20 protein-coding genes are annotated in these 25,787 nt (G+C 61.9%); 11 read left to right on the plus strand and 9 right to left on the minus strand.

The features are described from left to right. The first annotated feature begins 75 nt into the window (after window positions 1–75). The 4 genes from nuoH (at window position 76) to N008_RS23005 (ending at window position 3,039) form a co-directional block, all read left to right on the plus strand. Complete coding sequence (nuoH, locus tag N008_RS05150) at window positions 76–1,155, plus strand: NADH-quinone oxidoreductase subunit NuoH (RefSeq protein ID WP_052381211.1); 1,080 nt, start codon at window positions 76–78, stop codon at window positions 1,153–1,155. A gap of 149 nt (window positions 1,156–1,304) precedes the next feature. Then, window positions 1,305–1,868 carry a NuoI/complex I 23 kDa subunit family protein gene (locus N008_RS05155; RefSeq protein WP_044014266.1) on the plus strand — a complete coding sequence of 188 codons (564 nt, stop codon included), beginning with the start codon at window positions 1,305–1,307 and terminating at the stop codon, window positions 1,866–1,868. Window positions 1,869–1,969: 101 nt separating this feature from the next. Then, window positions 1,970–2,482: an NADH-quinone oxidoreductase subunit J gene (locus N008_RS05160; protein ID WP_044000925.1), complete on the plus strand. Its 513-nt coding sequence runs from the start codon at window positions 1,970–1,972 to the stop codon at window positions 2,480–2,482. A 65-nt stretch (window positions 2,483–2,547) separates the two neighbouring features. Next, window positions 2,548–3,039, plus strand: coding sequence for a hypothetical protein (locus N008_RS23005; RefSeq protein WP_156109029.1), 492 nt, complete (start codon window positions 2,548–2,550; stop codon window positions 3,037–3,039). Window positions 3,040–3,100: 61 nt separating this feature from the next. On the opposite strand, the gene N008_RS05165 is transcribed toward N008_RS23005, so the two are convergent. From N008_RS05165 to N008_RS05175, 3 genes are all read right to left on the minus strand, one after another. Next, entirely contained in the window at window positions 3,101–3,466 is a 366-nt protein-coding gene (locus N008_RS05165) for a hypothetical protein (RefSeq protein WP_044014270.1), read from the minus strand. A 122-nt stretch (window positions 3,467–3,588) separates the two neighbouring features. Further along, the gene (locus N008_RS05170) at window positions 3,589–4,194 is read right to left on the minus strand and encodes an RNA polymerase sigma factor (protein ID WP_231569785.1); all 606 of its coding nucleotides are present in this window, start codon (window positions 4,192–4,194) and stop codon (window positions 3,589–3,591) included. A gap of 178 nt (window positions 4,195–4,372) precedes the next feature. Then, entirely contained in the window at window positions 4,373–4,834 is a 462-nt protein-coding gene (locus N008_RS05175; RefSeq protein WP_044014274.1) for a MaoC family dehydratase, read from the minus strand. 245 nt (window positions 4,835–5,079) lie between these two features. Here N008_RS05175 and nuoK point away from each other — a divergent pair, with 245 nt between their 5' ends. From nuoK to N008_RS05200, 5 genes are all read left to right on the plus strand, one after another. Next, a complete protein-coding gene (gene nuoK, locus N008_RS05180; RefSeq protein WP_044004096.1) occupies window positions 5,080–5,412 on the plus strand; it encodes an NADH-quinone oxidoreductase subunit NuoK in 333 nt (110 codons plus the stop codon). An 88-nt stretch (window positions 5,413–5,500) separates the two neighbouring features. After that, window positions 5,501–7,456, plus strand: coding sequence for an NADH-quinone oxidoreductase subunit L (gene nuoL / locus N008_RS05185; protein ID WP_052381212.1), 1,956 nt, complete (start codon window positions 5,501–5,503; stop codon window positions 7,454–7,456). A 57-nt stretch (window positions 7,457–7,513) separates the two neighbouring features. Further along, window positions 7,514–8,983, plus strand: a complete 1,470-nt coding sequence (locus N008_RS05190) for a NuoM family protein (protein ID WP_044014278.1) — start codon at window positions 7,514–7,516, stop codon at window positions 8,981–8,983. A 48-nt stretch (window positions 8,984–9,031) separates the two neighbouring features. Next, window positions 9,032–10,444: an NADH-quinone oxidoreductase subunit N gene (locus N008_RS05195; RefSeq protein WP_044014280.1), complete on the plus strand. Its 1,413-nt coding sequence runs from the start codon at window positions 9,032–9,034 to the stop codon at window positions 10,442–10,444. A 288-nt stretch (window positions 10,445–10,732) separates the two neighbouring features. Further along, complete coding sequence (locus tag N008_RS05200; RefSeq protein ID WP_044014282.1) at window positions 10,733–11,857, plus strand: S41 family peptidase; 1,125 nt, start codon at window positions 10,733–10,735, stop codon at window positions 11,855–11,857. Between the two features lie 81 nt (window positions 11,858–11,938). Here N008_RS05200 and N008_RS21330 read toward each other — a convergent pair whose 3' ends face one another. From N008_RS21330 to N008_RS21335, 6 genes are all read right to left on the minus strand, one after another. Further along, entirely contained in the window at window positions 11,939–13,225 is a 1,287-nt protein-coding gene (locus N008_RS21330) for an OmpA family protein (protein WP_052381213.1), read from the minus strand. Window positions 13,226–13,400: 175 nt separating this feature from the next. Then, window positions 13,401–14,192, minus strand: coding sequence for a 3'-5' exonuclease (locus N008_RS05210; RefSeq protein ID WP_156109030.1), 792 nt, complete (start codon window positions 14,190–14,192; stop codon window positions 13,401–13,403). Window positions 14,193–14,622: 430 nt separating this feature from the next. Then, window positions 14,623–15,273, minus strand: coding sequence for a response regulator (locus N008_RS05215; RefSeq protein WP_044014284.1), 651 nt, complete (start codon window positions 15,271–15,273; stop codon window positions 14,623–14,625). A gap of 314 nt (window positions 15,274–15,587) precedes the next feature. Then, the gene (locus N008_RS05220) at window positions 15,588–18,671 is read right to left on the minus strand and encodes a sensor histidine kinase (RefSeq protein ID WP_081910620.1); all 3,084 of its coding nucleotides are present in this window, start codon (window positions 18,669–18,671) and stop codon (window positions 15,588–15,590) included. 133 nt (window positions 18,672–18,804) lie between these two features. Then, window positions 18,805–19,554, minus strand: a complete 750-nt coding sequence (locus N008_RS05225; RefSeq protein WP_044014286.1) for a LytR/AlgR family response regulator transcription factor — start codon at window positions 19,552–19,554, stop codon at window positions 18,805–18,807. Between the two features lie 201 nt (window positions 19,555–19,755). Continuing rightward, the gene (locus N008_RS21335) at window positions 19,756–20,772 is read right to left on the minus strand and encodes a sensor histidine kinase (RefSeq protein WP_052381215.1); all 1,017 of its coding nucleotides are present in this window, start codon (window positions 20,770–20,772) and stop codon (window positions 19,756–19,758) included. Window positions 20,773–21,043: 271 nt separating this feature from the next. Here N008_RS21335 and N008_RS05235 point away from each other — a divergent pair, with 271 nt between their 5' ends. Both N008_RS05235 and N008_RS05240 read left to right on the plus strand, forming a co-directional pair. Further along, window positions 21,044–21,946: an ABC transporter ATP-binding protein gene (locus N008_RS05235; RefSeq protein ID WP_044014288.1), complete on the plus strand. Its 903-nt coding sequence runs from the start codon at window positions 21,044–21,046 to the stop codon at window positions 21,944–21,946. Between the two features lie 104 nt (window positions 21,947–22,050). Next, window positions 22,051–25,707 carry an ABC transporter permease/M1 family aminopeptidase gene (locus N008_RS05240; RefSeq protein WP_044014290.1) on the plus strand — a complete coding sequence of 1,219 codons (3,657 nt, stop codon included), beginning with the start codon at window positions 22,051–22,053 and terminating at the stop codon, window positions 25,705–25,707. The last annotated feature ends 80 nt before the right edge of the window (window positions 25,708–25,787 follow it).

The following is a 25,787-nucleotide window of genomic DNA, read 5'->3' on the forward strand; positions in this document are numbered from 1 at the left end:
GGCTGTTAGCTTTCTTTGCTACTTCCCCGAACATAAAGCTAATGGCTAACAGCTATTAGCCAACAGCTCAAAAACATGATTGAACTACCCGCACTAGGCTGGCAATCCATTGTCATCTTCGTCGTTTTCGCGCTTTCGCTGCTGATTGCGACGTATTGCACCTACGCGGAACGCGTAATTGCCGCATTCCTGCAGGACCGTGTGGGCCCCGACCGCGCCGGCCCCTATGGCCTAGCGCAGCCGCTGGCCGATGCCGTGAAGATGTTCACGAAGGAAGAATTCTTCCCCGGTGGTGCCAACAAGGCGCTGTTCGTGTTCGGCCCTTGCCTGGCCATGATTACGGCCCTGATGTCGTCGGCGGTTATTCCGTTCGGCAACATCATGAACTTCGGCAACAACCTGTTCTTCTTGCAAGGCATTGAGGTGAACATCGGCATGCTGTGGGTGTTCGGTGTGGTGTCGTTGGGCGTGTACGGCGTGATGATTGGTGGCTGGGCCTCCAACAACAAGTTCTCTCTGCTGGGTGCCATCCGCGCCGCTTCGCAGAACATCAGCTACGAGCTGGCCATGGGCATGGCCCTGATTGCCGTGCTGATGATTTCGGGCACGCTGAGCTTGCGCGAAATCACGCTGCAGCAGTCGGCAGCCGGTGAGTGGCACGTCTGGAACATCGTGAAACAGCCGCTGGGCTTTATCATCTTCTTGGTGTGCGCCTTCGCTGAAACCAACCGCACTCCTTTCGACCTTCCCGAGTGCGAAACCGAGCTGGTAGGCGGCTACCACACCGAGTATTCGTCGATGAAGCTGGGCTTGTACCTATTCTCGGAGTACGTGAACATCTTCGTGGTGTCGGCCGTGATGAGCGTGCTGTACTTCGGCGGCTTCAACTTCCCCTTCCAGTACGAGCTGCGCGACTGGTTCGTGAGCAGCCAGGGCTGGGAGCTGGCTTCGGCCCAGAACCTGATTACGCTGCTGGGCACCGTGGGCCTGTTCCTGAAGATCTTCGCCTTCATCTTCTTCTTCATGTGGATCCGCTGGACTTTGCCGCGCTTCCGCTATGACCAGCTGATGCGCCTGGGCTGGACCATCCTCATCCCGCTGGCCGTTTTCAACATCGTCCTCACCGGTGGCCTCATTTTGGCTGGCGTGATTTAAGTACCTTTAAACTGCCCGCGTCTGTCATGCAGAGCGCAGCGAAGCATCTCGCGTGCTGACGTTGTGCTACCAGCTAACGGCGCATGCGAGATGCTTCGCTGCGCTCTGCATGACGGCCCATCATTCCGACAGTTTTCGTAACTGATTATATGCAACTCACCAACCGAGCCAAGAAGCTAGAAAAGAAGCCGATGACGCTGGCCGAGCGGGCGTACCTGCCGGCCATCTTCCAGGGTTTGAGCATCACGATGCGCCACTTCTTCATGAAGAAGGCCACCGTGCGCTACCCCGAGGAAGTGCGGCCCTTCTCCAACACGTTCCGCGGCCTGCACGTGCTCAAGCGCGACGAGCAGGGCCGGGAGCGGTGCACCGCCTGCGGCCTCTGCGCCGTGGCCTGCCCCGCCGAAGCCATTACAATGGTGGCCGGTGAGCGGAAAAAGGGCGAAGAAGGCCTCTACCGCGAGGAGAAGTACGCCATCAGCTATGAAATCAACATGCTGCGGTGCATCTTCTGCGGCCTCTGTGAGGAAGCCTGCCCCAAAGCCGCCGTCTATCTCCAGCCCGACAAGATGGCCCCGCCGCGCTACGAGCGGGACGAGTTCATCTACGGCAAGGACCGCCTGGTGGAGCCCGTGTCGCCGGACGAGCGTTCCGTGCGCGGCATCCAGCTCACCGCCGACCAGGCTACCACGCTGCGGGCCCGCATTGGCTAGTTGTCAGTTGCTGGTAGTCAGTTGTCAGGGCTCTTGCGCTGCATAACTTACTACCGCCTTTCAAACTGACCACTGACAACCAACAACTGACAACTCACTCCATGTCTCCAATCTTCCTCTTTCTGACCTTCGTGGCGCTGCTGAGCGCGCTGGGGGTGGTGTTTGCCAAAAACCCGGTGCACAGCGTGCTGTTCCTGATTCTGACGTTCTTCTCGCTGTCGGGACACTACCTACTGCTGAACGCGCAGTTTCTGGCAGCCGTGAACATCATCGTGTACGCCGGCGCCATCATGGTGCTGTTCCTGTTCGTGATTATGTTCCTGAACCTGAACGTGGATACCGAGCCGCACAAGCCAGCCCTGGCCAAGATTGCGGCGGCCGTAGCCGGTGGCTCCCTCCTGCTCATCCTCGTAGCCGCCCTGAAAGACGTAACGCCCACCGGCGTACCAGCTGGCACCGCCTTCAACTCGCAGATTGGTATGGTAGACCAGCTGGGTATGAAGCTCTACACCGATTACCTGCTGCCCTTCGAGCTGGCCTCGGTACTGTTCCTGGTAGCCATGGTCGGTGCCGTAATGCTCGGCAAGCGCGAAGTAGGCGAGCGGAATTTCTAATATTATCCGCTGGCTTCAGTGGAAACCAAGCGCGGCGGCTGATGTATCAGCCGCCGCGCTTTTTTATGACCAACAAGCAAGAAAATACTATGTATACCATAGCTAACAATTTGGGCCGAATCAGTTTTCACGATTCATCCATCGAGGCTATAACTCGCGCCAATAATCTACTGACTCTGTCCTTCGATTGGGCAAAAGTTCAAGACTACGGGGATGGCTCTGACTGCTTTGATATAGTTGTCGGCAAGTGCTGTTTGACCCTTGATGGAGTAATGTCAGAGGCATTTTTGAATCACGGAAATGCCGTTGACACAGTACAGACGCCAACCCTTCCACAAGTTCATCTGCCCATTGATGTAGATCAGTCATTCCCTCTAATTTCCGTAAATACATTCAGCATCACGGCATCTGGCCAATGTTTATCATTGGGCGGCGTTTACGAAGGAGCAGAAGGGGCTTACTGGCTGGAATACCGGATTCAATTCCAAAGTGGCTGCTTGAACTGGAATAACCACGTTACGGCAATAGGCTGGCGGAAGGGCTATATCCCGCAGTAAAGCAGCAGCGGCACCTGAAGAATCAGGTGCCGCTGCTGCTTTACTGCGGGATATAAACCGCCTACTCCGTTTCCGGACTGCGGCGGCGCATCCAGGCGGGGCCGGTGCAGGCGCCCTCCATTTTCTGGCGGAATTTCTCTTTTTCCTCGGGCGTGAGGCACTCCAGGCGGGTTTCCATCTGCTGCTTCCATTGGCGGCGCTTACGGGCCCAGCCGGCGCGGTGGCCGCGGCCGCCCCAGCCCCCGAACAGGATGCGCGAGAGAACCAGCAGCCCCAGCGCCTGCCAGATGCTGATGAGGGGCAGGTTGAACAGGTCGGGCAGCAGCCAGTTCCAAAGGCGCATGGTCACGTAGCCGGCCACGGCCAGGAACAGCGTAATCAGGAGCAGTATTTTGAGGCCGTGTAACAGGCGAAAGGAGCGGTTCATTTCGGGTAGTTTTTAGAAGAACGTCATGCTGAGCTTGCCGAAGCATCTCGCGTGCTGATGTCTGAATGATATGGCAACGTCAGCACGCGAGATGCTTCGGCAAGCTCAGCATGACGTTCTGGTTAATCAGTAAACAGCTCGGTGTAGAGCGTGCGGAGGCGTTTGCGCAGGTGCTGCACGGCGTAGTGCTTGCGCGAAATCAGGGTTTTGAGCGGGACGCCGGTTTCCTCCTCCATTTCGCGGAAGGTTTTGTCTTCCAGCTCGTGCCAGATGAAGACCTGACGCTGGGCGGCTGGCAGCTCAGCCAAGGCGTCGCTGAGGGCTTCCATGAGGGTTTCGCGCAGCAGCCGGTTTTCGGGCGCGTCGTCTACGGCGGGCAGGATGTCGGCCAGCAACAGGGTGTTTTCGTCGCCGTCGGCAGCAAAGGCGGCCATTTCGTTTTCCAGCGAAACGGGCTTTTTGCGGCGGTACAGGTCGGTTATTTTGTTGCGGGCCACCCGGAACAGCCAGGCGGCGGCCTGCTCCACGGGCTTCATCAGCCGGTAGCTTTCCACCAGCTCGGCAAACACGTCCTGCAGCACGTCTTCGGCCTCGGCCTCGTTGGGAATGCGGCGTCGGATAAACGCCAGCAGCCGCTTCCGTTGGGTGCGCACGGCTTCCTGTATCTGCAGGTCCTGGTGGCCGGCCGTCATGCGTGCAGCGTCGAGAGGTAGAGCTAGGGGTTCCATTCTGCTGACACAGACGTGGAGGGCCGGAAGATACTTTACCGGGGAGCGGAAATTTTATTGGGCTGGTCTAAACGTGTCATTCCGAGCGGAGCGAGGAATCTGGATAACTCGCCACAACGGTCTGTACCCAGATTCCTCGCTCCGCTCGGAATGACACGTGTATACTGAAAAATCACTCCTACAAAAAGTGGTACAGGAACGTAATAACGCCGGTATACGCGGGCTTTTTCTGGCCCTCGATTTCCATCGTTACGCCAATATTGGCTTTGGCAATGCCACGCAGGTCTTTTACGGCCAGCAGCTTGGCGTGCAGGCGCACGGCGCTGCCCACTACCACCGCCTGGTTGAAGCGGAACTCGCTGATTTCGTAGTTCACCTGCATCTTCAGGTTTTCTACCTGCACGAGCTGGTTCCAAAAGTAGGGAAGCAACGACAGCGTGAGGTAGCCGTGGGCAATGGTGCCGCCAAACGGCGACTCAGCGGCGGCGCGCTCGGGGTCGGTGTGGATCCACTGGAAATCCAGGGTGGCGGCGGCAAACTGGTTGATTTGCTCTTGGGTGATGGTGTGCCAGGGCGTCGTGCCGAGGTCCTGGCCCTCGTACTGTTGCAGCTCGGCTAAGCTGCCAATCGTGATACTCATGCGAAATAGGTTGCGGTGGCGGAAGTACTAAAGTACGGTTTGCCTACGGGAGCGGCTGCACCTGCCGCGAAAAAGGTAAGGCCGGGTTTCTGGTAGCGGGTTCTCCAGCGAATCTTCGCCTCGAAAACGCCCGAATCAGGCCAATTTAAAGGGTGGCGTTTTCCGATTTTCAGGATACCTTTGCCAGCTAATTGCCCCGTCGTGCCCCGGCCGATGGGGCTTCGTTCCGCCGCCAACGCTACCGCATGGACCAGAACATACCGCAGGTTATCCAAACGGTTCCTCTTCAGTACTACGTCTTCTTCGCCGCCGCCCTATTTTCCATCGGGGTGCTGGGCGTACTCACGCGGCGCAACGCCATCATCATCTTCATGTGCGTGGAGCTGATGCTGAACGCCGTAAACGTGCTGCTGACGGCCTTCTCGGCCTACCGCGCCGACCCCAACGGGCAGGTATTCGTGTTCTTCATCATGGCCGTGGCCGCCGCCGAAGTGGCGGTCGGGCTGGCTATCATCGTGATGATCTACCGCAACCTGCAGAATACCGACGTTAATCTGCTCAACCGCCTGAAATTCTAGGTAAGGGCCTTAGGGACTCAGGGACTTGGGGACTTGGCATCGACCAGTCCAAGTCCTCAAGTCCCTGAGTCCTCAAGTCCCTGACTATATGCAAGAAACTGTAATCCCTGCTGCCGGCGCGCCGTACTCCACGTTTTTGTACGTGCTTATTCCGCTGCTGCCGTTTTTGGGCTTTCTGATCAACGGGCTGCTCAACCGGAAGCTCTCGGGCACGGTGGCCGGTGCCATCAGCAGCCTGGCGGTGCTGGGCTCGTTCGCCATTTCGGTGTTCCTGTTCCTGAACTTCCAGTACCAGTACACCGTCACGCTGTTCGACTGGATTTCAGTCGGCTCGATGCAGATTCCCTTCAGCTACCAGATCGACCAGCTCAGCCTGATTATGCTGCTGCTGGTGACGGGCGTGGGTTTCCTGATTCACGTGTACAGCATCGGCTACATGCACCACGACGAGAACGTGGGCAAGTTTTTCAGCTTCCTGAACCTGTTCGTGTTCAGCATGCTGGTGCTGGTGCTGGGGGCCAACTTCGTGATTCTGTTCATTGGCTGGGAAGGCGTGGGACTCTGCTCCTACCTGCTCATCGGCTTCTGGAACAAAAACACCGCCTACAACAACGCCGCCAAGAAAGCCTTCATCATCAACCGCGTCGGTGACCTGGGCTTCCTGCTCGGCATCTTCCTGATTTACCTGACCTTCGACTCGGTGCAGTACGCCGAGGTGTTCCAGAAGGCTTTCAACAACGATTTTGGCCCGTACACGGTAGCCATCGTCGTACCCATTACGCTGCTGCTGTTCGTGGGCGCTACCGGTAAATCGGCCCAGCTGCCGCTCTACACCTGGCTGCCCGACGCCATGGCCGGCCCCACCCCGGTTTCGGCCCTGATTCACGCCGCGACCATGGTAACGGCCGGTATCTACATGATTCTGCGCGCCAACGTGCTGTTCACGCTGGCCCCCGATACGCTCGAAGTCATTGCCATCATCGGCGCGGCTACGGCCCTGTTTGCCGCCACCATCGGCCTAGCCCAGAACGACATCAAGAAGGTGCTGGCCTACTCCACCGTTTCGCAGCTGGGCTACATGTTCCTTGCCCTAGGCGTGATGGGCTACAGCACTTCCCTGTTCCACGTGCTCACCCACGCCTTCTTCAAGGCCCTGATGTTCTTGGGCGCGGGCTCCGTGATTCACGCCATGAGCAACGAGCAGGATATGCGCCGCATGGGCGGCCTGCGCAAGGCGCTGCCCATTACGTTCATTACGTTCTTCGTAGGCTGCCTGGCCATTGCCGGCATCCCGCCCTTCTCGGGCTTCTTCTCGAAAGATGAAATCCTGCTGCACGCCTTCGAGCACAGCAAGGTGCTGTACGCGGTGGGTCTGTTCACGGCCTTCCTGACGGCCTTCTACATGTTCCGTCTGCTGTTCCTCACTTTCTTCGGCGAGTTCCGCGGCACCGAGGAGCAGAAGCACCACCTGCACGAGTCGCCGGCTTCCATGACGCTGCCGCTTGTCGTGCTGGCTGTTCTGGCCGCCGTGGGTGGTTTCATGAACGCGCCCTTCTTCCTGGGTGAGGAAAACGCCTATCTGGCCAACTACCTCGCGCCGCTGTTCACCTACTCCAAGCAGCTGAACCCGGCCGCCTTCGGCGTACACGCCGACCACGCCACCGAGCTCATGCTCATCGGCCTCTCAGTGGGCGCGGGCGTGCTGGGCATCATCCTGGCTTACGTGCAGTATGTGAGCCGCGGGGTGCGCCCGGTGGAAGACGGCGAGTCGCGCGGCTTCCTCGAAAATCTAATTCACCACAAGTACTACATCGACGAGTTGTACAATGCCCTGTTCGTGCGCCCCATCATGTGGCTCTCGCGCGGCCTGTTCCGCTACGTGGAAAACGGCATCATCGACCCCATCGTGAACGGCTTCGGCCGCCTGACCATGGGCGGAGGCCAGCTCCTGCGCTACGTGCAAACCGGCTCCGTGGAAACCTACCTCATTCTGATGGTGGTGGGCATCGTGCTGGTGATGGCGCTGAACTTCGGGAAATTCTAATTCTACTGACGGCCGGACCGGACTTTTTCACCGGCTTCATCCGCATCCAGATAACGCATGCTGACTGTCCTTCTTCTACTCTGGCCCGTGGCGGCCGCCCTGCTGCTGCACTTCTTCAAAGGCCGTGCGGCCCGGGTTCCGGCGCTGGGCGCGGCCCTGGTTGAATTTGCGCTGACGGCCTACGCGGCCCTCACGTTCAACACCAACAACAGTGGCCAATTCAGCTTCAATCTGAACTGGATTCCCTCAGCCGGTATCCACTTCGCGGTGGGCATGGACGGGCTGAGTTTGCTGCTGGTGCTGCTGACGGCCGTGCTGGTGCCCGTGATTCTGCTGAGCGCCTTCCGCCGCAACTTCGAGAACGAGTCGGTGTTTTACGCGCTGGTACTGTTCATGCAAACGGGCTTGGTGGGCGTGTTCACGGCCCAGGATGCCTTCCTGTTCTACTTCATGTGGGAAGTGGCCCTGATTCCGATTTACTTCCTGGCTGGCGTGTGGGGCGGCGTGAACCGGGCCCGCGTCACGTTCAAGTTCTTCCTGTACACCATCATCGGCTCGCTGTTCATGCTGGCCGGCTTCGTGTACCTCTACTTCCAGACCGGCCCCTCGGCCGACGGCCTCTCGGCCCACAACTCGGCCCTGGCCTCGTTCTATGCCCTGAACCTGCCCGCCGCAACGCAGGTATGGCTGTTCTGGCTGATTTTCGCGGCCTTCGCCGTGAAGATGCCCATCTTCCCCTTCCACACCTGGCAGCCCGATACCTACACCGAGGCCCCGGCCCCGGCCACTATGCTGCTCTCGGGCATCATGCTGAAAATGGGTATCTACGGCTGCATGCGCTGGCTGCTGCCCGTGGTGCCCATGGGCGTTGATTACTGGCAGAACCTGATCCTGATTCTGGCCATCATCGGCATCATCTACGGCGCCATCATCGCCATTCGCCAGCAGGACGTGAAGCGCCTGATTGCCTACTCGTCTCTGTCGCACGTGGGCCTGATGATTGCCGGCGTGTTCTCGCTCACCCAGATGGGTCTGCAGGGCGCCGGCATTCAGATGCTGGCTCACGGTGTAAACGTGGTGGGCATGTTCTTCATTGCCGACGCCATTGAGCGCCGCACCGGCACCCGCAACATCGCCGACCTGGGTGGCCTCACCCGCAAAGCGCCCGTCCTGACGGTGTGCTTCCTGGTGCTGCTGCTGGGCACGGTGGCCCTGCCGCTCACCAACGGCTTCGTGGGTGAGTTCCTGCTGCTGGCCGGCGTGTACCAGTTCAACCACTGGATGGGTGCCGTTGCCGGCGTGACCATCATTCTGGGGGCGGTATACCTGCTGCGCATGTTCCAGCGCGTGATGCTCGGCCCCGATTCCTCGTTCACCGAAACCTTCACCGACCTCACCGGCTCGGAGCTGGCCCTGCTGGTGCCGCTCATCGTGCTGGTATTCTGGATTGGCCTGTTCCCCAACACGTTCCTGCACCTGTCGGAAGGCAGCGTGATGAACATTCTGAACGAGGTAGTTAAACGCTAAACGGCTAGTGGTCTGCGGCCGAGCCCGTGGCAACTACATTCTCTGCTAATGAATTCCATCATTCTACTTTCCGTTCTGGGCCTAGGTAACCTCTTCCTGGGGTTCCGTCGCTCCAACCGGCTGTTGCTGCCCGTGATGATGCTCATCCTGGGCGCGGTGCTGACGGTGAACTTCCTCGACTGGGGTAGCACGCAGTCGTTCTTCAACGGCATGCTCACCATCGACAACTTCTCGGTGGCCTTCACGGGCATCGCGCTGTTCACGGCGCTGGTGCTGATTCCCTTCTCCCAGAAGTACGTGCTCGACGGCGAGGCCAACCTGGCCGAGTACTACTCGCTGCTGCTGTTCTCGCTGGTGGGCGCCATCATGCTGGTGAGCTACAACCACCTGCTGATGCTGTTTCTGGGCATCGAAATCCTGAGCGTGGCCATGTACGTGCTGGCTGGCTCCGATAAGCGCAACCTGCGTTCCAACGAGGCCGCCCTCAAGTACTTCCTGATGGGTGCCTTCTTCACTGGCATCCTGCTGTTCGGCATGGCGCTGCTGTACGGCGCTACCGGCACGTTTGTGCTCAGCGAAATCAGCTTCGCGGTGCAGAACCCGGCTCCCGGCTTCGAGTCGCTGAAGCCCATGCTCTACATTGGCATGTTGCTGATGCTGATTGGCATTGGCTTTAAAGTATCGGCCGCGCCGTTTCACTTCTGGACGCCCGACGTGTACGAGGGCACGCCCACGTTCTTCGCCGCTTTCATGAGCACGATTGTGAAGACGGCCGGTTTCGCCGCCTTCCTAAAGCTGCTGGTGCAGGCCTTCCCGGCCGCCAACGCCCAGGGCATCTGGCTGCCCACCCTCACCGCCATGTGCGTGCTCACGCTGCTCATCGGCAACGTGGGCGCCGTAGCTCAAACCAGCATCAAGCGCATGCTGGCCTATTCCAGCATCTCCCACGCCGGCTACCTGCTGATTGCGCTGGTAGCCTACAACGGCCAGTTGGAAGGCGCTTCGGCCAATGGCATCCTGTTCTACTCGCTGGCCTACTCGGTAGCCACCGTCGCCGCCTTCGGGGTGGTGAAGCTGGTGGCCGATGCCCGCATGCGCGAGGACTACAACGGCCTGAACGGGCTGGCCAAAACAAACCCGCTGCTGGCCTTCTCGCTCACGGTATCCATGCTGAGCCTGGCCGGCATTCCGCTCACGGGTGGCTTCTTCGGTAAGTTCTTCGTGTTCTCGGCGGCCGTAGAGAATGGCTACATCGGCCTCGTGGTATTTGCCGTGGTGATGTCGATGGTAAGCATCTACTACTACCTGCGCCCCATCATTGCCATGTACATGCGCGACACCGACGCCGAAACCGCCGAAGCCGTGCCCGTGACTACGTTCCAGGCTGGCGCGCTACTGCTGCTGGCGGCCCTCACGGTGCTGCTGGGCGTGCTGCCCGGTCTGGTGGCCGGCGTGCTGTAAGCACCACGCTTCCACAAGCTTCAGAAGCGTCTCTGCCTCTCCGGCGGAGACGTTTTTTTGTTGCCAACCTTTGCCGCAATGCGGGTGAATATTCCGTCGTGAGTTGTAGAGACGCAATATTTTGCGTCTCATCATTGCTGATGTTGTTGCGTCCGTGCACTCCCCATCGTTCAATGACGAGACGCAAAATATTGCGTCTCGTCATCGTTTCCGCACTGTACTGCGCACCGAACCGTTACCGGCAACTTGCTTTACTTGCGCTGGTATTCACCGTTCCTTATCTGTGCTATGAAACGCGTCGGCTTTCTGTTTTGTCTGCTCTTCCCATTTGCTGCTCCTGCTCAGACGCCGGCCGCCTCCAGCCTGCCCGAGCAAAGCTTCGAGCAATTCTGGCAGGCCTTCCGCGACCATTACGCCTTCTTCCCGCTCAAACAGGTCGACTGGGACGCCACCTACCGCGCCTACCGCCCCCGCATCACGGCCCAGACGCCGCAGGATTCGTTGGTGCAGGTACTTAGCCGCATGGTGGCACCGCTGCACGATGGGCACATCACTATTAGCCAGGGCGAAACCATCCTGTTCAAGGGCGAAAGCCGCCGCAACTCGTTCAAGCAAACCTTCAAGGCCGTGCAACCCGAGTTCTGGCGGGTAGCCGGGCAGCAGTTGCAGGCAGCCGGCTTCGGCCCACTAAAAGGGCTCGGCCCTGATTTCAAAGGCAAGCAGCCGCTCTACGTGAGCCGCAGCGGCGGCATCGGCTACCTGCACCTCACCCGTAACTTCGCCGATATCAGCGGCGCCATCGGCACCGACGCGCAGGAGAAGAAGGATCAACAGCGGCTGGAGAAGCTGTTTTCGCAGGCCTTGAAGCAGCTGAGCGGTTGCCAGGTGCTGCTGCTGGACGTCCGCGACGACGGCGGCGGCCACAGTGGTGTGGAGCTGGCCGGGCACTTCGCAACCGAGCGGGTCCTGACCAGCTACAAAGCCCTGCGCCAGCCCGGCGGTTACGACCGGTTTACGGAACCACAGCCCGTGTACGTAACGCCCGCCGCTGGTCCGCGCTTCGCCGGCCCGGTCATCCTACTCACCTCCGACCAGACCGCCAGCGCCGCCGAGGACCTAACCATTGCCCTCACTCAGCTGCCCCAGGTGACGCATATAGGCACCGCCACTAAGGGCATGCTCTCCGATATGTACAGCGTGCACCTGCCCAACGGCCTCGACGTGACCCTCTCCCACCAGCGCTACACCACCCCCGCCGGCCAACTCCTTGAAGACGTAGGCGTGCAGCCCGACGTGCTGATAGAAAACACCCTGCCCGCCCTGCAGCAGCAGCGCGACCCGGTATTGGAAAAAGCGTTGGAACTGGCCCGGACAGAAGCCGCCAAGCGCACCACGCCTGGCACTATTAAGTAGTAAGATTTGAGTACTTGGTATTGAGTAGTAAGAACCTAATCAGCACTTCACCCTAAGTGCTTAATACCCAATGCTCAATACTCACTTCTTAATCACCCGGATGCTGATGCGGCGGTTAAGGGCGCGGCCTTCGGGCGTGGTGTTGGGCGTGATGAAGTACTTGCCACCGTATCCCTTGGCCTGAATCCGGTTCATATCGATGCCCATACCGGCCATGGCCAACATGGCCGTTTTGGCCCGCTCCTCGCTAAGCTGGAAGTTTTTGAGCGGGTTGCCGGTACTGTCGGTGTAGCCACCCAGCTTCACGACCGAAGTCGGGAAGGTTTTGAGGATGCTGGCCACGTTGCGCAGTTGCATAAACGACTCATCGGTGAGCGTGGTAGCGCCGGGCTCGAAGTACACCCGGTCGAAGTTGATCCAGCCCTTGGTGCGGTTCACTGAATCCACCTGAATGGCAGGGTCGGCGAGGAAGGTGAACAGGCGGTTTTCGGTGGAATTGGCCCCTACTTTCTGGGTGGTGCCGTCGGCCAGGCGCAGAATGATGGGCTGGCCGGTGTCGTAGATGTAGTTGCCGCTGGCGTCGTCATAGCGGCCGGGCTGCCTGGTTTCGGCAGAGGGCGCGAGCCGTGTTGATGTTACCGCTGCGGCCGGAGCCACAAGTGACGTGGTAGGCGCGCCCAGCCGGTCATGTCCGAACAAATAGCCCAGTAACACCGCCAGCAGCAGCAGCAGGCTCCACTGCCAGCGCGCGGTTGGCGTTTCGGCTACTAGAGCGGCCGGCGCTGTAGCCCAGGCAGCTACCGAGGAACTGGGAGGCATATCAGGGACCAAAGCAGGGACCTGGTCGTGGTTGCCGATTGTAGCGGCCTGCGGTACTGAGAGCAGCGCCCGACGTAGCGGGTCTTTCTCCTGCCGCAGCCATAAAGCCAGCGCCACCGGATCGAGGCTATGCTCGCGGGCATGCTCGCCGGCCACGCCCAAGACTGCCACCGTACTGCAGCCCAGAAGCTGGGCCGCTACGCCGGGCGCTAGGTTGGTGGCAGCGGACTGTTCTTGTAAAACGCTGGTATAAGAGTCGCCCAGCAAGTCGTGTAGCAGGTCTTCGCCCCGCTTCTGCCACCCAGTCTGGTCGAGGGCCGGCAAGTGTTCCGTTACGTGGGCATCGTAGGCCTCGCGGCTGAGCTGCCAGAACATTTCCGGGCCGTAAGGGCCTTCCACACGGTTGAGCAGCGTGTAGAGTGAGAACGGCACCGTATGGCTAAGGCCGTTACGAATGGCTGCCCCCGCCACTTGATTGCGGCTGCCGAGGTCATCGGTTACCTGGTCGGTAAAAGCATCCAGTACCGACTGATTGAGTGTGTTTTCCATCTTATCCTACCCGCTAAAGCCTTCTTCACCCAAAAGATAAATTTTAATTATAATATTTCAATTATTTATTTAATTTATTTTACACCAAGAGTTATATTGAGCATGCCACAGCCAGCCAGCTTCATTTCAGGAAGCTTCATCATTTGACTAATGGCTCCGGTTGTTTTCGAGCGAATCAGGCGCGACGCAGGGCGGTGGCAGGGTCTTCGGCGTACTGCACGGCCTCGTCCGGAAAGGGCTCGTCGCCGCGGAAGCGGAGCAGCAGGCGGGCCGTGGTGATGATGTCTTTCTGGCAATAGCGCGCAATGCGCGGCAGGTCGTTGTCTTCGTAGTACACGCGGGCCACATCTTTGCCCTGGATGTCGTCTTTGGGCGTGGGAATCCCGAACATGGCAGCCAGCAGACTCAGCGACGTAAACGACTTCCGGTCGCCGAACTTCCACAGCTCCATGGTGTCGAGGTGCGGCACTTCCCAGGGCTTTTTGCCGGCCGTATCGAGGTGGGGCGGCAGCGCCAAGCCGTTGATGAGCATGCGGCGCGACAGGTACGGGAAGTCGAACTCCTTGCCATTGTGCCCGCACAGCCGAAAATGCGGCCGGTGGCTGATAACGTCGCTGAACTCCCGAAGCAGCTCTTTCTCGTCGTGGCCATAGAAGGACTTCACGCTGAAGCGCAGCTCGCCGTCGGGGGTGTAGCGGAAGCGACCCACCGAAATGCACACCACCCGCCCAAACTCGGCGTAGATGCCGGCCTGCTCGAACAGCGTGGCGGCGTGCAGCGTGTCGGGCAGCGGGGCAATATGGTCGTGGTGCGAAATCCAGCCTTTCTCGCGGCGAAGGGCGTGGCATTTGTGCTCCCACAGTTCCTTGAGCATGTCGTGCAGATCGTCGTGGCAGCCGACGCAGGGCACGGTTTCGATGTCGAGCACAAATACCTCATCGAGCTTCAGGTCGCGGAGCAGACGCATACACAAGGCGGATAACACAGTAGACGGATGCCGAATATAGGCTTTTCCGCCGCGTATGCACCATTTTTGCGGTATTCCGGAGCCGTCGTCGGCAGGGCGCCAGCAAGCGGCGCACCTGTCGGCGACGGGAACCTGCCGGCCTGCAACGGCCGCAGCACACCGGGCGGCAGCAGTGCTGGCCGGTGAGGTATAGGATCGGCTATGGCTCGAAGTTAGGCCAGGGCCGGACGCTGCTGGATCCAGAGACCCAGCAGGCAAATAAGCAGCTGCGGACGCGTATGTGGCATATTGGTAGGCATTTGGACACCCAACCAACCCCGAATGCCCGCAGTGGAAATGCCGGGGCCGGGGTTGTTGGTCGAGTTGAAATTGCGCTTTTCTGCCGCCGTTGTCAATCGCACAATCATGTAGCCACCCGTTGGCACAGGTTTCAGGTCAGGCCCTGGCGCAGGGCTTTGCTCACGGCTTCGGTCATGGAGCGCACGTGCAGCTTCTCGTAGATTTTCTTGATGTGCGAGCGGACAGTATCGATGCTGATACCCCGGTCGGCGGCAATCATCTTGTAGCTGTAGCCTTCCACCAGCAGCCCCAGAATCTCCTGCTCGCGGGCGCTCAGGTTGGCCGGCGACTCGTCGGAAACGGGGCGGGGTGGCGTTTTCGGAAACAGGCGCAGCACCTGCCGGGCAATGGCGGGCGTCATGGGGGCGCCCCCGGCCCGCACCTCGCTAATGGCATCGATGATGCGCGCCGGCGGGGTTTTCTTGAGCAGGTAGCCGTCGGCACCGGCGCAGATGGCGGCAAACACCCGGTCGTTTTCCTCAAACACCGTCAGCATCACCACATTGATGGTCGGGGCCACGGCTTTGATGCGGCGCAGGCCTTCGATGCCGGTGCAGCCGGGCATGTCGATATCCATGAGCACCACGTCGGGGCGAAGGCGCTCCATGTCGGCTTCGGCCTGGGTGCAGTTGCTGAGCGCGCCGGCCAGCGTCAGGCCCGGCGAGCCGGCCAGTAATTGGCCCAGGCTGGTGCGTAGGTCAGCATTGTCTTCGTAAATCAGAACGCGGATGCTGTTTTCCATGGCGCAAAGCCGGCAGGTGGTAAGAATTCGGTTAATATACGCGTTGCGGCCACCAGATGCGCCTACATGATGATGTGAATGGGGTTGGGTGATGAGGTGATGAAGCCAGAACGTCATTCCGAGCCTGCGAGGAATCTCGCGTGCTGACGTTCGCCTCACCCCCGGCCCCCTCTCCCGTGGAGAGGGGGAGCCAGACGAGTTTTTTTGGTGAGCCTGTTTGCTGGTGAGTACTATACTGGCGAGATTCCTCGCTCCGCTCGGAATGACGTTCTGGCTTCATCACCCCATCACCTCATACCCCCATCACCAAAAAATCAATCATTCAGCGGCACTTTCAAGTGCAGGGTGGTGCCTTTGCCGGGGGCGGTTTCGATGGTGAGGTGGCCGGCGAGGGCGGCAGCTCGGCTGCGCATGTTGGTGAGGCCGTTGCCGCTGCCCTGAGCGGGGCTGGTGGGGTCGAAGCCCACGCCATCGTCCTGTACGGTGAGGTGGAGCAGGCCCTGCTGGTAGGCCAGCCGGATGCGGGCGTGCTGGCACTGCGCGTACTTGGCCAGGTTGTTTATGGCTTCCTTGAAAAGCAGAAAGAACTCGCGGCGGGCCCGCATATCCAGCTTCAGGCCCTGCACCGAGGGCTCGGCCCGAAACGTGAATTCAATGCCGCGGGCCTCCAGCACATCCGAGGCGAAGCTGCGCATGCGCGCCGTCACGTCGTCGAGGCCGTCGTGGGCGGGGTTAATAGCCCACACGATGTCGTCCATGGCGTCGAGCATGCGGCGCGACGAGTCGCCGATTTGCTCCAGCAGGACCGCGGCCTGCTCGGGGCGCTGCTGGCGCTGGTGGTTGCGCGCAATCTGGCTCAGGATGGAAATGCTGCTGAGCGTGGAGCCCATATCGTCGTGCAGGTCGCGGGCGATGCTGTGGCGCACCCGCTCCAGCGTGAGCAGGTGCCCCACCCGCAGCCGGTACGCCACAAATAGCAGCATCCCTCCCATTAAGCCCAGTGCAATCCGAAACCACCACGTCTGGTACCAGGGTGGCGTGACGATGATGCGGAGTGCGGCCCCGCGCGGGCTCCAGACGCCGTCGTTGTTGGTGGCGCGCACCCGGAAGGTGTAGGTGCCGGGGTCGAGGTTGGTGTAGTTGGCCTCGCGGCGGCGGCCGGCCTCAATCCAGTCCTGGTCGAAGCCTTCCAGCAGATAGGCGTAGCGGTTTTTGTCGGGCTGGCGGAAGTTGAGGGCTGCAAATTCCAGCGAGAAAAAGTAGTCCTGCGGGGCCAGGCGCAGCACGCGCCGCTCGGTGATGGAGGTATCGGGCAGCTCCACCGGGCGGTTGAACTTGCGCAGCTCGGTGAGCACCACGGCCGGCGGCACGGGGTTGGTGCGCACGGCGGCGGGCAGAAATGCCACCAAGCCGTTGGCTCCGCCGAAATACAGCTGCCCATCGGTTCCGCGGTGGCTGGCACCGGCGTTGAACTCGTCCTGGGGCAGGCCGTCGCGCTCGTCGAACGTGAAAAACCGGCCGGTTTTGGGGTCGAAACGCGCAATGCCCTTGTTGGTCGACAGCCACAGGTGTCCCTGGCTGTCGTGTTGCATGCCATACACCACGTCGTTGGGCAGGCCGCTGGCTTCGCGGAAGGTGGTGAAATTGCCCTGCTCGGCATCATCGAGGCGGCAGAAGCCTCCGCCTTCGGTGCCCACCCACAGCGTGCCGGCCCCATCGAGCAGCAGGCAGCGCACGAAGTTGCTGCTCAGGCTGCGGGGGTTGCGGCCATCGGCCCGGAAGGTGCGGAAGCGGCCGGTGACGGGGTCGAAGCAGCTGAGGCCGCCGCCGCCGGTGCCCACCCACAGGCGGCCGCGGCCATCCTGCAGCGTCACGCGCACGAAGTTGTTGGGCAGGCTGGCGGTGCGGGCGGGGTCGTAGCGGAAGGTGGTGAAACGGCCGGTAGCGGCGCTGAGGCGGTTGAGGCCGCCCTCGGTGCCCACCCACAGCTGCCCGGCAGGGTCCTGGTACACGGAGCGCACGAAATCGTCGGAGAGGCTGGCGGGGTTGGCGGGGTCGTGGCGGTAGTGGCGGAACGCGGTGCCGCCCGGCTCCAGGCAGTCGAGGCCCTGGCTCTGGGTGCCCACCCACAGGCGGCCGGCGGCATCAAAACTCAGTGCCCGCACGAAGTCCTGGGCCAGGCTGCCGGGCTGGGCGGGGTTGTGGAGGAAGCTGCGGTAGCGGCCGGTGGCGGGCTCGTAGCACAGAAGGCCCTGGTCTTCGGTGCCAATCCAGAGCCGTCCCGCCGCATCCGACGTGACGGCCCACACCGGCGCGGGCGCAGCAGGCGCAGGTACCCGCCGAAAGTCGCGGGCGCGCAGGTCGGTTTGGCTGAGGCCGGCTTCGGTGCCCACCCATAGCAGCCCGGCGCGGTCCTGCAGCAGAGTCTGCACGGTATTTTCAGGCAGACTGAACGGGTTGAGCGGCTCGTGCGCGGCGCGCCGAAAGGTGCCGGTGGCGGGTTCGTAGCGGCATAGACCTTCGTTGGTGCCCACCCACAGCGTGTTCTGCTGATCGGTGAGCAGGCTACGGATGCCGCCGGCCGGCAAGTTGCTCGCTCCTGGGCCCGGCCGGAAAAAGCGGGCAGCCCCACCGGCCGGGGGCAAGTAGGCCAACGTCCCGGACTCGGCGCCCACCCACAGCCCGCCGCGGCGGTCGGGGCAGAGGCTGGTGATGGCGCCGGCGGCCGGCAGGCGAGGGTCGGGCAGCAGCAGGCGGCCAGCCATATCGAGGCGGCTGACGACGCCTTCGCCGGTACCCACCCACAGCTGGCCGGCCTGGTCCTGGGTGAGGGCCCGCACGGAGTTGCGCCGGAGGCTGCTGCCGGGCCCGGCCGCGTGCCGGAACACGGCGAAGCGGCGCGCGGCGGGGTTCATCTGGTGCAGGCCGTCCTCAGAGCCGGCCCACACCCGCCCCTGCCGGTCGCAGTACACCACCCGGATGAAATTGCTGGTCAGGCCGCTGGAGTCGCCGGGCTCGGCGCGGTAGGTGCGGAACTGCCCGGTGCGCGGGCTGTAGCGCGACAGGCCGCCGCCGGTGCCCACCCACACCTGCCCCTGCGGATCGAGGCACAGCGAAAGCACGAAGTTGCTGGCCAAGCTGGTGGGGCGGCGGGCATCGGCCCGAAACGTGCGAAACCCCACACCGTCGTAGCGGCAGAGGCCATCCTGAGTGCCCACCCACAGAAAGCCGCGCTGGTCCTGCACGAGGCTGTAGACGCTGTTTTCGGCCAGCCCGTCGGCGGCGGTGAAGGTGCGGAACCGCAGGGGCGCGGGCTGGGCCCGGCTGCCGAAACCGGCCAGCAGGAGCACGCCGAGCAGGCCAAACAGCAAAAGCCAGAAGTCAGCGGGGCGTTTCATAAGTCGGGACGAGCCAGGTGGGCTGAATGTACCGAATTACCCGGAACCGGCGCCAGTACTTTTCCGCATTTGATCTACCACTCAGCATAGTAGCGCGAACTAAAAGTTCGCGCTACTGCCGCTTCACTTTCCCTCAGCGTAGCTGCAGTCGACGCAGCACGTCGGTGCGGAACGTGCTGCCTACGGGCACCTCGCGGCCGCCTACGTGCAGGCAGTTGCCGCTCAGACGCTCCACGCACGTCATGTTCACCAGATACGACTTGTGCACGCGCAGAAACTGGGCGACGGGCAAAGTGCTTTCCATCTGCTTCATGGTTTCGGCCGTGAGCAGCGTGCGGCCCGCGGCTGTGTGGCACTTCACGAAGTTGCCGTAGCCTTCCACGTAGAGCAGCTCCGAGAACCGCACCCGCTCGGTGCCGGCGTCGGTTTTCAGGAAAAACGAGTCGGGAGCCGGGGAGGGCGCAGCGGACGGGGGTGCCGGAGCTGCCAGGGCTGTCACCGGGCTGCGTTCGGCCAGCAGTGTGTGTAGCCGCGTCACGGTCTTCACGAACCGCTCGAAGCGGATGGGCTTCAGCAGGTAGTCCACCACGCCCAGGTCGAAGGCTTCCAGCGCGTGGGTGGCGTGGGCCGTGCACAGCACCACCTGCGGCGGTTGCGGCAGGGCGCGTAGCAGCTCCAGGCCGGTCAGCTCGGGCATGTCCACGTCCAGAAACAGCACATCGACGGGCGTGTTGCGCAGCAGCGTCAGGGCCTCCACGGCGCCATAGCAGCTGCCGGCCCAGGTGGCCAGCCCAGGCAGCCGGTCGAGGTAGGCGTGCAGCACGGTGTGGGCCAAAGGCTCATCATCGACGAGCAGGCAACGCAGCGGGGCAGCAGCATTCATAGGTTAGGCGGGATGGTAAGAACAATGGCGAAAGAACGTCATGCAGAGCGCAGCCGGAGGCGGAGCGAAGCATCTCGCGTGCAATGGTAGCTCAATCGTTCGATGGTTTTGGTTTCACCACACTGGCGAGATGCTTCGCTTCGCCTTCGGCTGCGCTCTGCATGACGTTCTCCGTGCTCTGCATGACGCTCTTTTTCAACCTCACAGCTGCAGCAACAGCTCGGCGGTGTAGTGGGTGGCGGTGGCGTTGAGGGTGAGCTGGTGGCGCGGGCCGGGGTAGAACTGCTCCAGCCGGGCCCGCAGGTTGGGCAGCCCCAGGCCCGAGGGCGTGGGCTTGAAGTGGGGCGGAATGCTGTTCTCGGTGCGCAGGGTGAGGCCGGTGGGCGTCTGGCTAAGCGTGATGCGGATGGTGTTGTCGCCGCTGGGGCCGATGGCGTGCTTGAAGCAGTTTTCTACGAGCGGCAGCAGCAGCAGCGGGGCCAATGGCTGGTCGGGGTGCGGCAGGTCTGCCGTGAAGTCAACGTGCGAGTTGGCCCGCAGGCGCAGCTTTTCCAGCCCGATGTAGTTGGCCAGGTACTCGGCTTCGGTGCCCACCGTCACGAGGTGCTGGCGGGAGCTGTCGAGCTGGTAGCGCATGAGGCCGGCCAGCTGCAGCAGGGCCTCCGGCATCTGGTCGGGGGCGGCCAGGCTGAGGCCGTAGAGGTTGTTGAGGGTGTTGAACAGGAAGTGCTGGTTGACCTGGGCTTTCAGCAAGCTCAGCTCGGTTTCCAGCTGCCGGGCGTGCAGCTCCTGCATCTGGTAGTGGCTCAGCACGCCGCGCCGCACATAGTGCGGCAGCGTGCCCAGCACCAGAGCCAGCAGCAGATTGCCGGCCGCCAGCCCCAGCAGATACGCAAACGTGGTGGGGCCGCCGGGCCGGGTCTGCACCACGTGCGCCAGCTGGTTGAGCAGTACCAGCAGCCAGGCCCCGCTCAGCAGAATCCCGGCGGTAGTAGCTGCATAGGAGGCGTAGTGGCGCTGCTCCAGCATGGTGCGCAACGCCCAGAAGTGCACATAAATCGCCAGAGCCGCTACGGGCAGCAGCACGGCCGTGCGGCGTAGCTTTTCGGGGGCGCCGGCCGGCTCCAGCACGGCCAGCAGCCCAATCAGCGCCAGCACCAGCACCCAGACCAGCCCGTGCCGCAGGGCCCGCGAGCGGACAAAAACAGAAAGTGTCATGGGACAAAACTACGGCCCCTCCCCCACCGGCCCGCATAAACATGACCAACGGCGTTGGCCAGCAAAAACCGGGCGTTGGTCACGAAGAAAACGTGGTCGTCATAAAAAGCAGGACTGAGAATAGGGGATTATGGATATTTGAGCCAGAAGCCCTCCACAGCGGGCAACCGTTGCCGTGGTTTCGGCATCCGGTTAGCGGCCGGCTGTAATGCCGGCGCCCTTTCTTCGATTCATCTGCCCGAACTCTCCACTCTTCCTTTCTTATTCCACCATGGCGCTTACCATCAGCAACCTCACCAAAACCTACCCCAACGGCACGCAGGCGCTCAAGGGCGTAACGCTCACCATCCCCAACGGCATGTTTGGGCTGCTAGGCCCGAACGGCGCCGGCAAATCCAGCCTGATGCGCACCATTGCCACGCTGCAGGACGCCGACACGGGCAGCATCTGGCTCGACGACATCGACGTGCTGCGCGACAAAGAGGCCGTGCGCCGCGTGCTGGGCTATCTGCCGCAAGAATTCGGGGTGTACCCGCGCGTGTCGGCCGAGGAGCTGCTCGACCATTTCGCGGTGCTCAAGGGCATCGGCAACAGCAAGGAGCGCAAGGAAACGGTGGCGGCGCTGCTGCAGCAAACCAACCTCTACGAGGTGCGCAAAAAGCACGTGGGCGGCTACTCCGGCGGCATGAAGCAGCGCTTCGGCATTGCGCAGGCCCTTCTCGGCAACCCGCGCCTGATCATCGTGGATGAGCCTACGGCCGGCCTCGACCCAGCCGAGCGCAACCGCTTCCACAACCTGCTGTCGGAAATTGGCGAAAACCGCGTCGTGATTCTGAGCACGCACATCGTGTCAGACGTGAGCGACCTGTGCCGCAGCATGGCCATCATCAACAAGGGTGAAGTGCTGCTCACCGGCGACCCGCTCTCGGTGATGAACGAGCTAAAAGGCAAGGTCTGGAAGAAGCTGGTGGAGAAAACCGAGCTGCCCGCCCTGCAGGCCGCCCACACCGTCATCAGCTCGCGCCTGTTCGCGGGCAAAACCGTGGTACACGTGCTGGCCGACTCGGCCCCCGACAGCGGATTCGAGGCCGTGCAGCCCGACCTGGAAGACGTGTATTTCGCGGAAATCAAGAATTCAGAATTGAAAGTAAAAGGTGGCTTTGCAGAGGCGTAGGACGAGTTTCTCGCAGGGTTTCGCAGTGGAAGGCGCAGTGTTTCGCAGTGTGCTGATGCCAGTCATTTTTAATTTTTAATTCTCAATTTTTAATTGAAACGCTCATGTTTCTTCCCATACTTCTTTTTGAGCTGAAATACCGGCTGCGGCGTCCCGCAACCTGGATTTACTTTGGGCTGCTGGCTTTGATGGCGGGGCTGCTGGTGGCAGCTTCGGGCGGCGCGTTTGGCGGCGGCGTCAGCATCGCGCTTGGCGGCGACGGGCAGGTGGTGAAAATCAACTCGCCCTACTCGCTGACCCTTATCATCAGCGTGCTGAGTGTGTTCGGGATTATCATTGCCTCGTCGCTGATGGGCAACCCCGTGTACCGCGACTTCGAGTACCAGGCGCACCCGCTGTTCTACACCAAGCCCATCAGCAAGTGGGGCTACCTGGGCGGGCGCTTCCTGGGCTCCTACCTGATTGCGGTGCTGGTGTTCAGCGGCATTCTGGTGGGCGCGGCCGTGGGTAGCATACTGCCCGGCGTGGAGCCCGACCGGTTTCTGGCGTCGGCGCCGGCCGGCAGCTACGTGTGGCCCTTTGTGCTGATTGTGCTGCCCAACCTGCTGTTTACGGGGGCCATCTTCTTTACCATGGCCACGCTCACGCGCAACATTCTGAGCACCTACATCGGGGCCGTGGCGCTGCTCATCGGCTACCTGATTTCCAGCGCCTACACCTCCGACCTCAAAAACGAATACCTGGCCGCCGCCCTCGACGCCTTCGGGCTGGGCGCGCAGTTCTTCACGACCCGCTACTGGACGGCCGCCGAGAAAAACACCCAGCTGCTGCCGCTCGGCTCGTTTATGCTGCTCAACCGCGCCGTGTGGCTGGCCATTGGGTTTGGGCTGCTGGCTTTCTGCTACGTGCGGTTCCGGTTTGCCAGCCTGGCCTCCGAGAAGGTATCGAAGAAAACCCGCAAAGCCACCGCGGCGGCCGCGCCCGAAGCGGCGCTGGCCCCGGCCGGCGCCACGCTGCGCCTGCCCGCCGTGCACCAGGATTTCAGCGGCGCGATGCACCTGCGCCAGTGGTGGAGCCTCACCAAGCTGGAGTTTCGGGGCATCGTGCGCAACCGCTACTTCGCGGCGCTGGTAGGCGCGGGCGTGATTTTCCTGCTGGCCATGGTGTCGCAGGTGGGCAAAACGTTCGACACCACTACCTACCCCGTCACACACGAAGTGCTGACGCTGGCCAGCGGCTCGTTTTTCCTGTTCTTTCTGGCCATCATCATCTTCTACTCGGGTGAGCTGGTGTGGCGCGAGCGGGAAGCCCGCGTGGCCCAGATTGCCGACGCCGTGCCGGTGCCCTCGTGGGTGCCGTTTCTGAGCAAGCTGGCCGCCCTGGGGCTGGTGCAGGTGGTGCTGCTGCTGATGGTGATGGTAGTGGGTTTGCTGATTCAGACCTTCAAAGGCTATTTCCGCTACGAAATTGGGCTCTACCTCCAGGCGCTGTTCTTGTACCAGCTGCCGTTTTTGCTGCTGATGTGCGTGCTGGCCATGCTCACGCAGGTGGTGGTCAACAACAAGTACCTGGGCTTTTTCGTGGTGGTGCTCTACTACGTGGCCAACATCTTCCGCTCCGACATCGGCCTTGGCCACCGCCTGCTGGCCTACGGCGGCGGCCCCGGCCCCGGCCCCTACTCCGACATGAACGGCTACGGCCACTTCCTGCCGGCCTTCTGGTGGAGCAAGCTGCTGTGGGCCGGCGTGGCGTTGCTGTTTGTGCTGCTCGGCAACCTGCTGTGGGTGCGCGGCACCGACGCCGGCAACCGCCTGCGGGAGGCCCGCCGCCGCTGGGGCGCGGGCAGCACCGCCACCCTGGCCGCCGGCCTGCTCATCAGCCTCGGGGCCGGCGCCTACATCTTCTACAACACCAACGTGCTCAACAAATACCGCACGGCCAAGCAGAACGAGCAGTTGCAGCTGCGCTACGAGCAGCTTTACCGCCGCCTCAAAGACGTGCGCCAGCCGCGCATCGTGGCCGTGCGCGTGAACACCGATATCTTCCCCGGCACCCGCGCCGTGCACTTCGAAGGCCGCTATATGCTGGTGAACAAGCACAGCCAGCCTCTCGATACGGTGCTGGTGAGCTTGCCGGCCGAGCTGAACCCGCGCGTGCAGGCCATCAGCCTGGGCGCCCCCGGCCAGGCCACGCTGGCCCTGCAGGATACCACGTTCCAGCTGCGCCTCTACCGCCTGGCCCGGCCCCTGGCCCCCGGCGACTCGCTGCCGCTCACGTTCCGCCTCGCGTACCAGGAGCGCGGCTTCCCCAACTCGGATTCCAACACCGACATCGTCTACAACGGCACGTTCATCAGCAGCCGCTACCTGCCCGGCCTGGGCTACCGCGAAGAAGCCGAGCTGAGCAGCGACAAAGACCGCAAAACCTACGGCCTGCAGCCCAAGCCCCGCATGGCCCGCGTCGACGACCTGAAGGCCCGCCAGAACACCTACATCAGCAACGACGCCGACTGGATCCGGTTTGAAACCACCGTCAGCACCGACGCCGACCAGACGGCCATGGCCCCCGGCTACCTGCAGAAGGAATGGACCAAAGACGGCCGCCGCTACTTCCACTACAAGATGGACCGGCCCATGCTCAACTTCTACACCTTCCTGTCGGCGCGCTACCAGAAGTACACCGATAAGTGGGTGGACACGGCCGGCGGGCGCACCCTGCCCATCGAAATCTACTACCAGCCCGGCCACGAGTACAACCTGAAGCGCATGGCCGCCGGCGCCAAAGAGGCCCTGAGCTACTGCTCGGCCAACTTCTCGCCCTACCAGCACCGGCAGCTGCGCATTCTGGAGTTTCCGCGCTACCAGAGCTTCGCGCAGAGCTTCGCCAACACGGTGCCGTTTTCGGAAAGCATCGGCTTCATTGCCAAGGTGGATGAAAACGACCCCGAAAGCCTCGACTACCCGTTCTACGTGACGGCCCACGAGGTGGCGCACCAGTGGTGGGCCCACCAGGTTATCGGGGGCAACGTGCAGGGCAGCACCCTCATGGCCGAAGCCATGGCCGAGTATAGCGCCCTGATGGTGGCCCGCAAGCGCTACGGCTTGTCTACCATGGAGCGCTGGATGAAAATCGACATGAACCGCTACCTGGGCGGCCGGGCCGTTGAGCGCAAGAAGGAAGTGCCGCTGGCGCTGGTCGAAAACCAGACCTACATCCACTACGGCAAGGGCTCCGTGACCATGTACGCCCTGCAGGACTACCTCGGCGAAGCCAAGCTGAACGGCGCCCTGAAGCAGTACGTGCAGGCCGTGGCCTACCAGCCGCCGCCCTACACCAACTCGCCGGAGTTCGTGGGCTACCTGCGCCGCGCCGCCCCCGACTCGCTGCAGAACCTGCTCACCGACCTGTTCGACCGCATCACGCTCTACGACAACCGCGTGACCGACGCCACCGCCAAAAAGCTCCCCGACGGCCGCTACCAGGTGAACCTGACGGTGCAAAGCGCCAAGCTCTACGCCGACAGCCTCGGCAACCAGCGCCCCGCCCCCCTACGCGACTACCTGCCCGTGGCCGTCTTCCCCGAGCCCGGAAAAGACAAAAAGCCCGCCGCGCCGCTGGTACTGGAAAAGCGCCGCTTCGTGGCCGGCAAAAACCAGCTGCAGTTCATCGTGAACAAGAAGCCCGCCTCCGTCGCCCTCGACCCCTACCACGAGCTGGTAGACCGGGACTTGGAGGACAACAAGAAAGACGTGAAGCTGTAGGCTTTCTGCGACCTTGCTACTTCAAGCAAAAAGCGCCACTCCAAGCCGGAGTGGCGCTTTTTCGTAGGCGGATTACCTCT

The organism is Hymenobacter sp. APR13, assembly GCF_000737515.1.
Lineage (GTDB): Bacteria > Bacteroidota > Bacteroidia > Cytophagales > Hymenobacteraceae > Hymenobacter.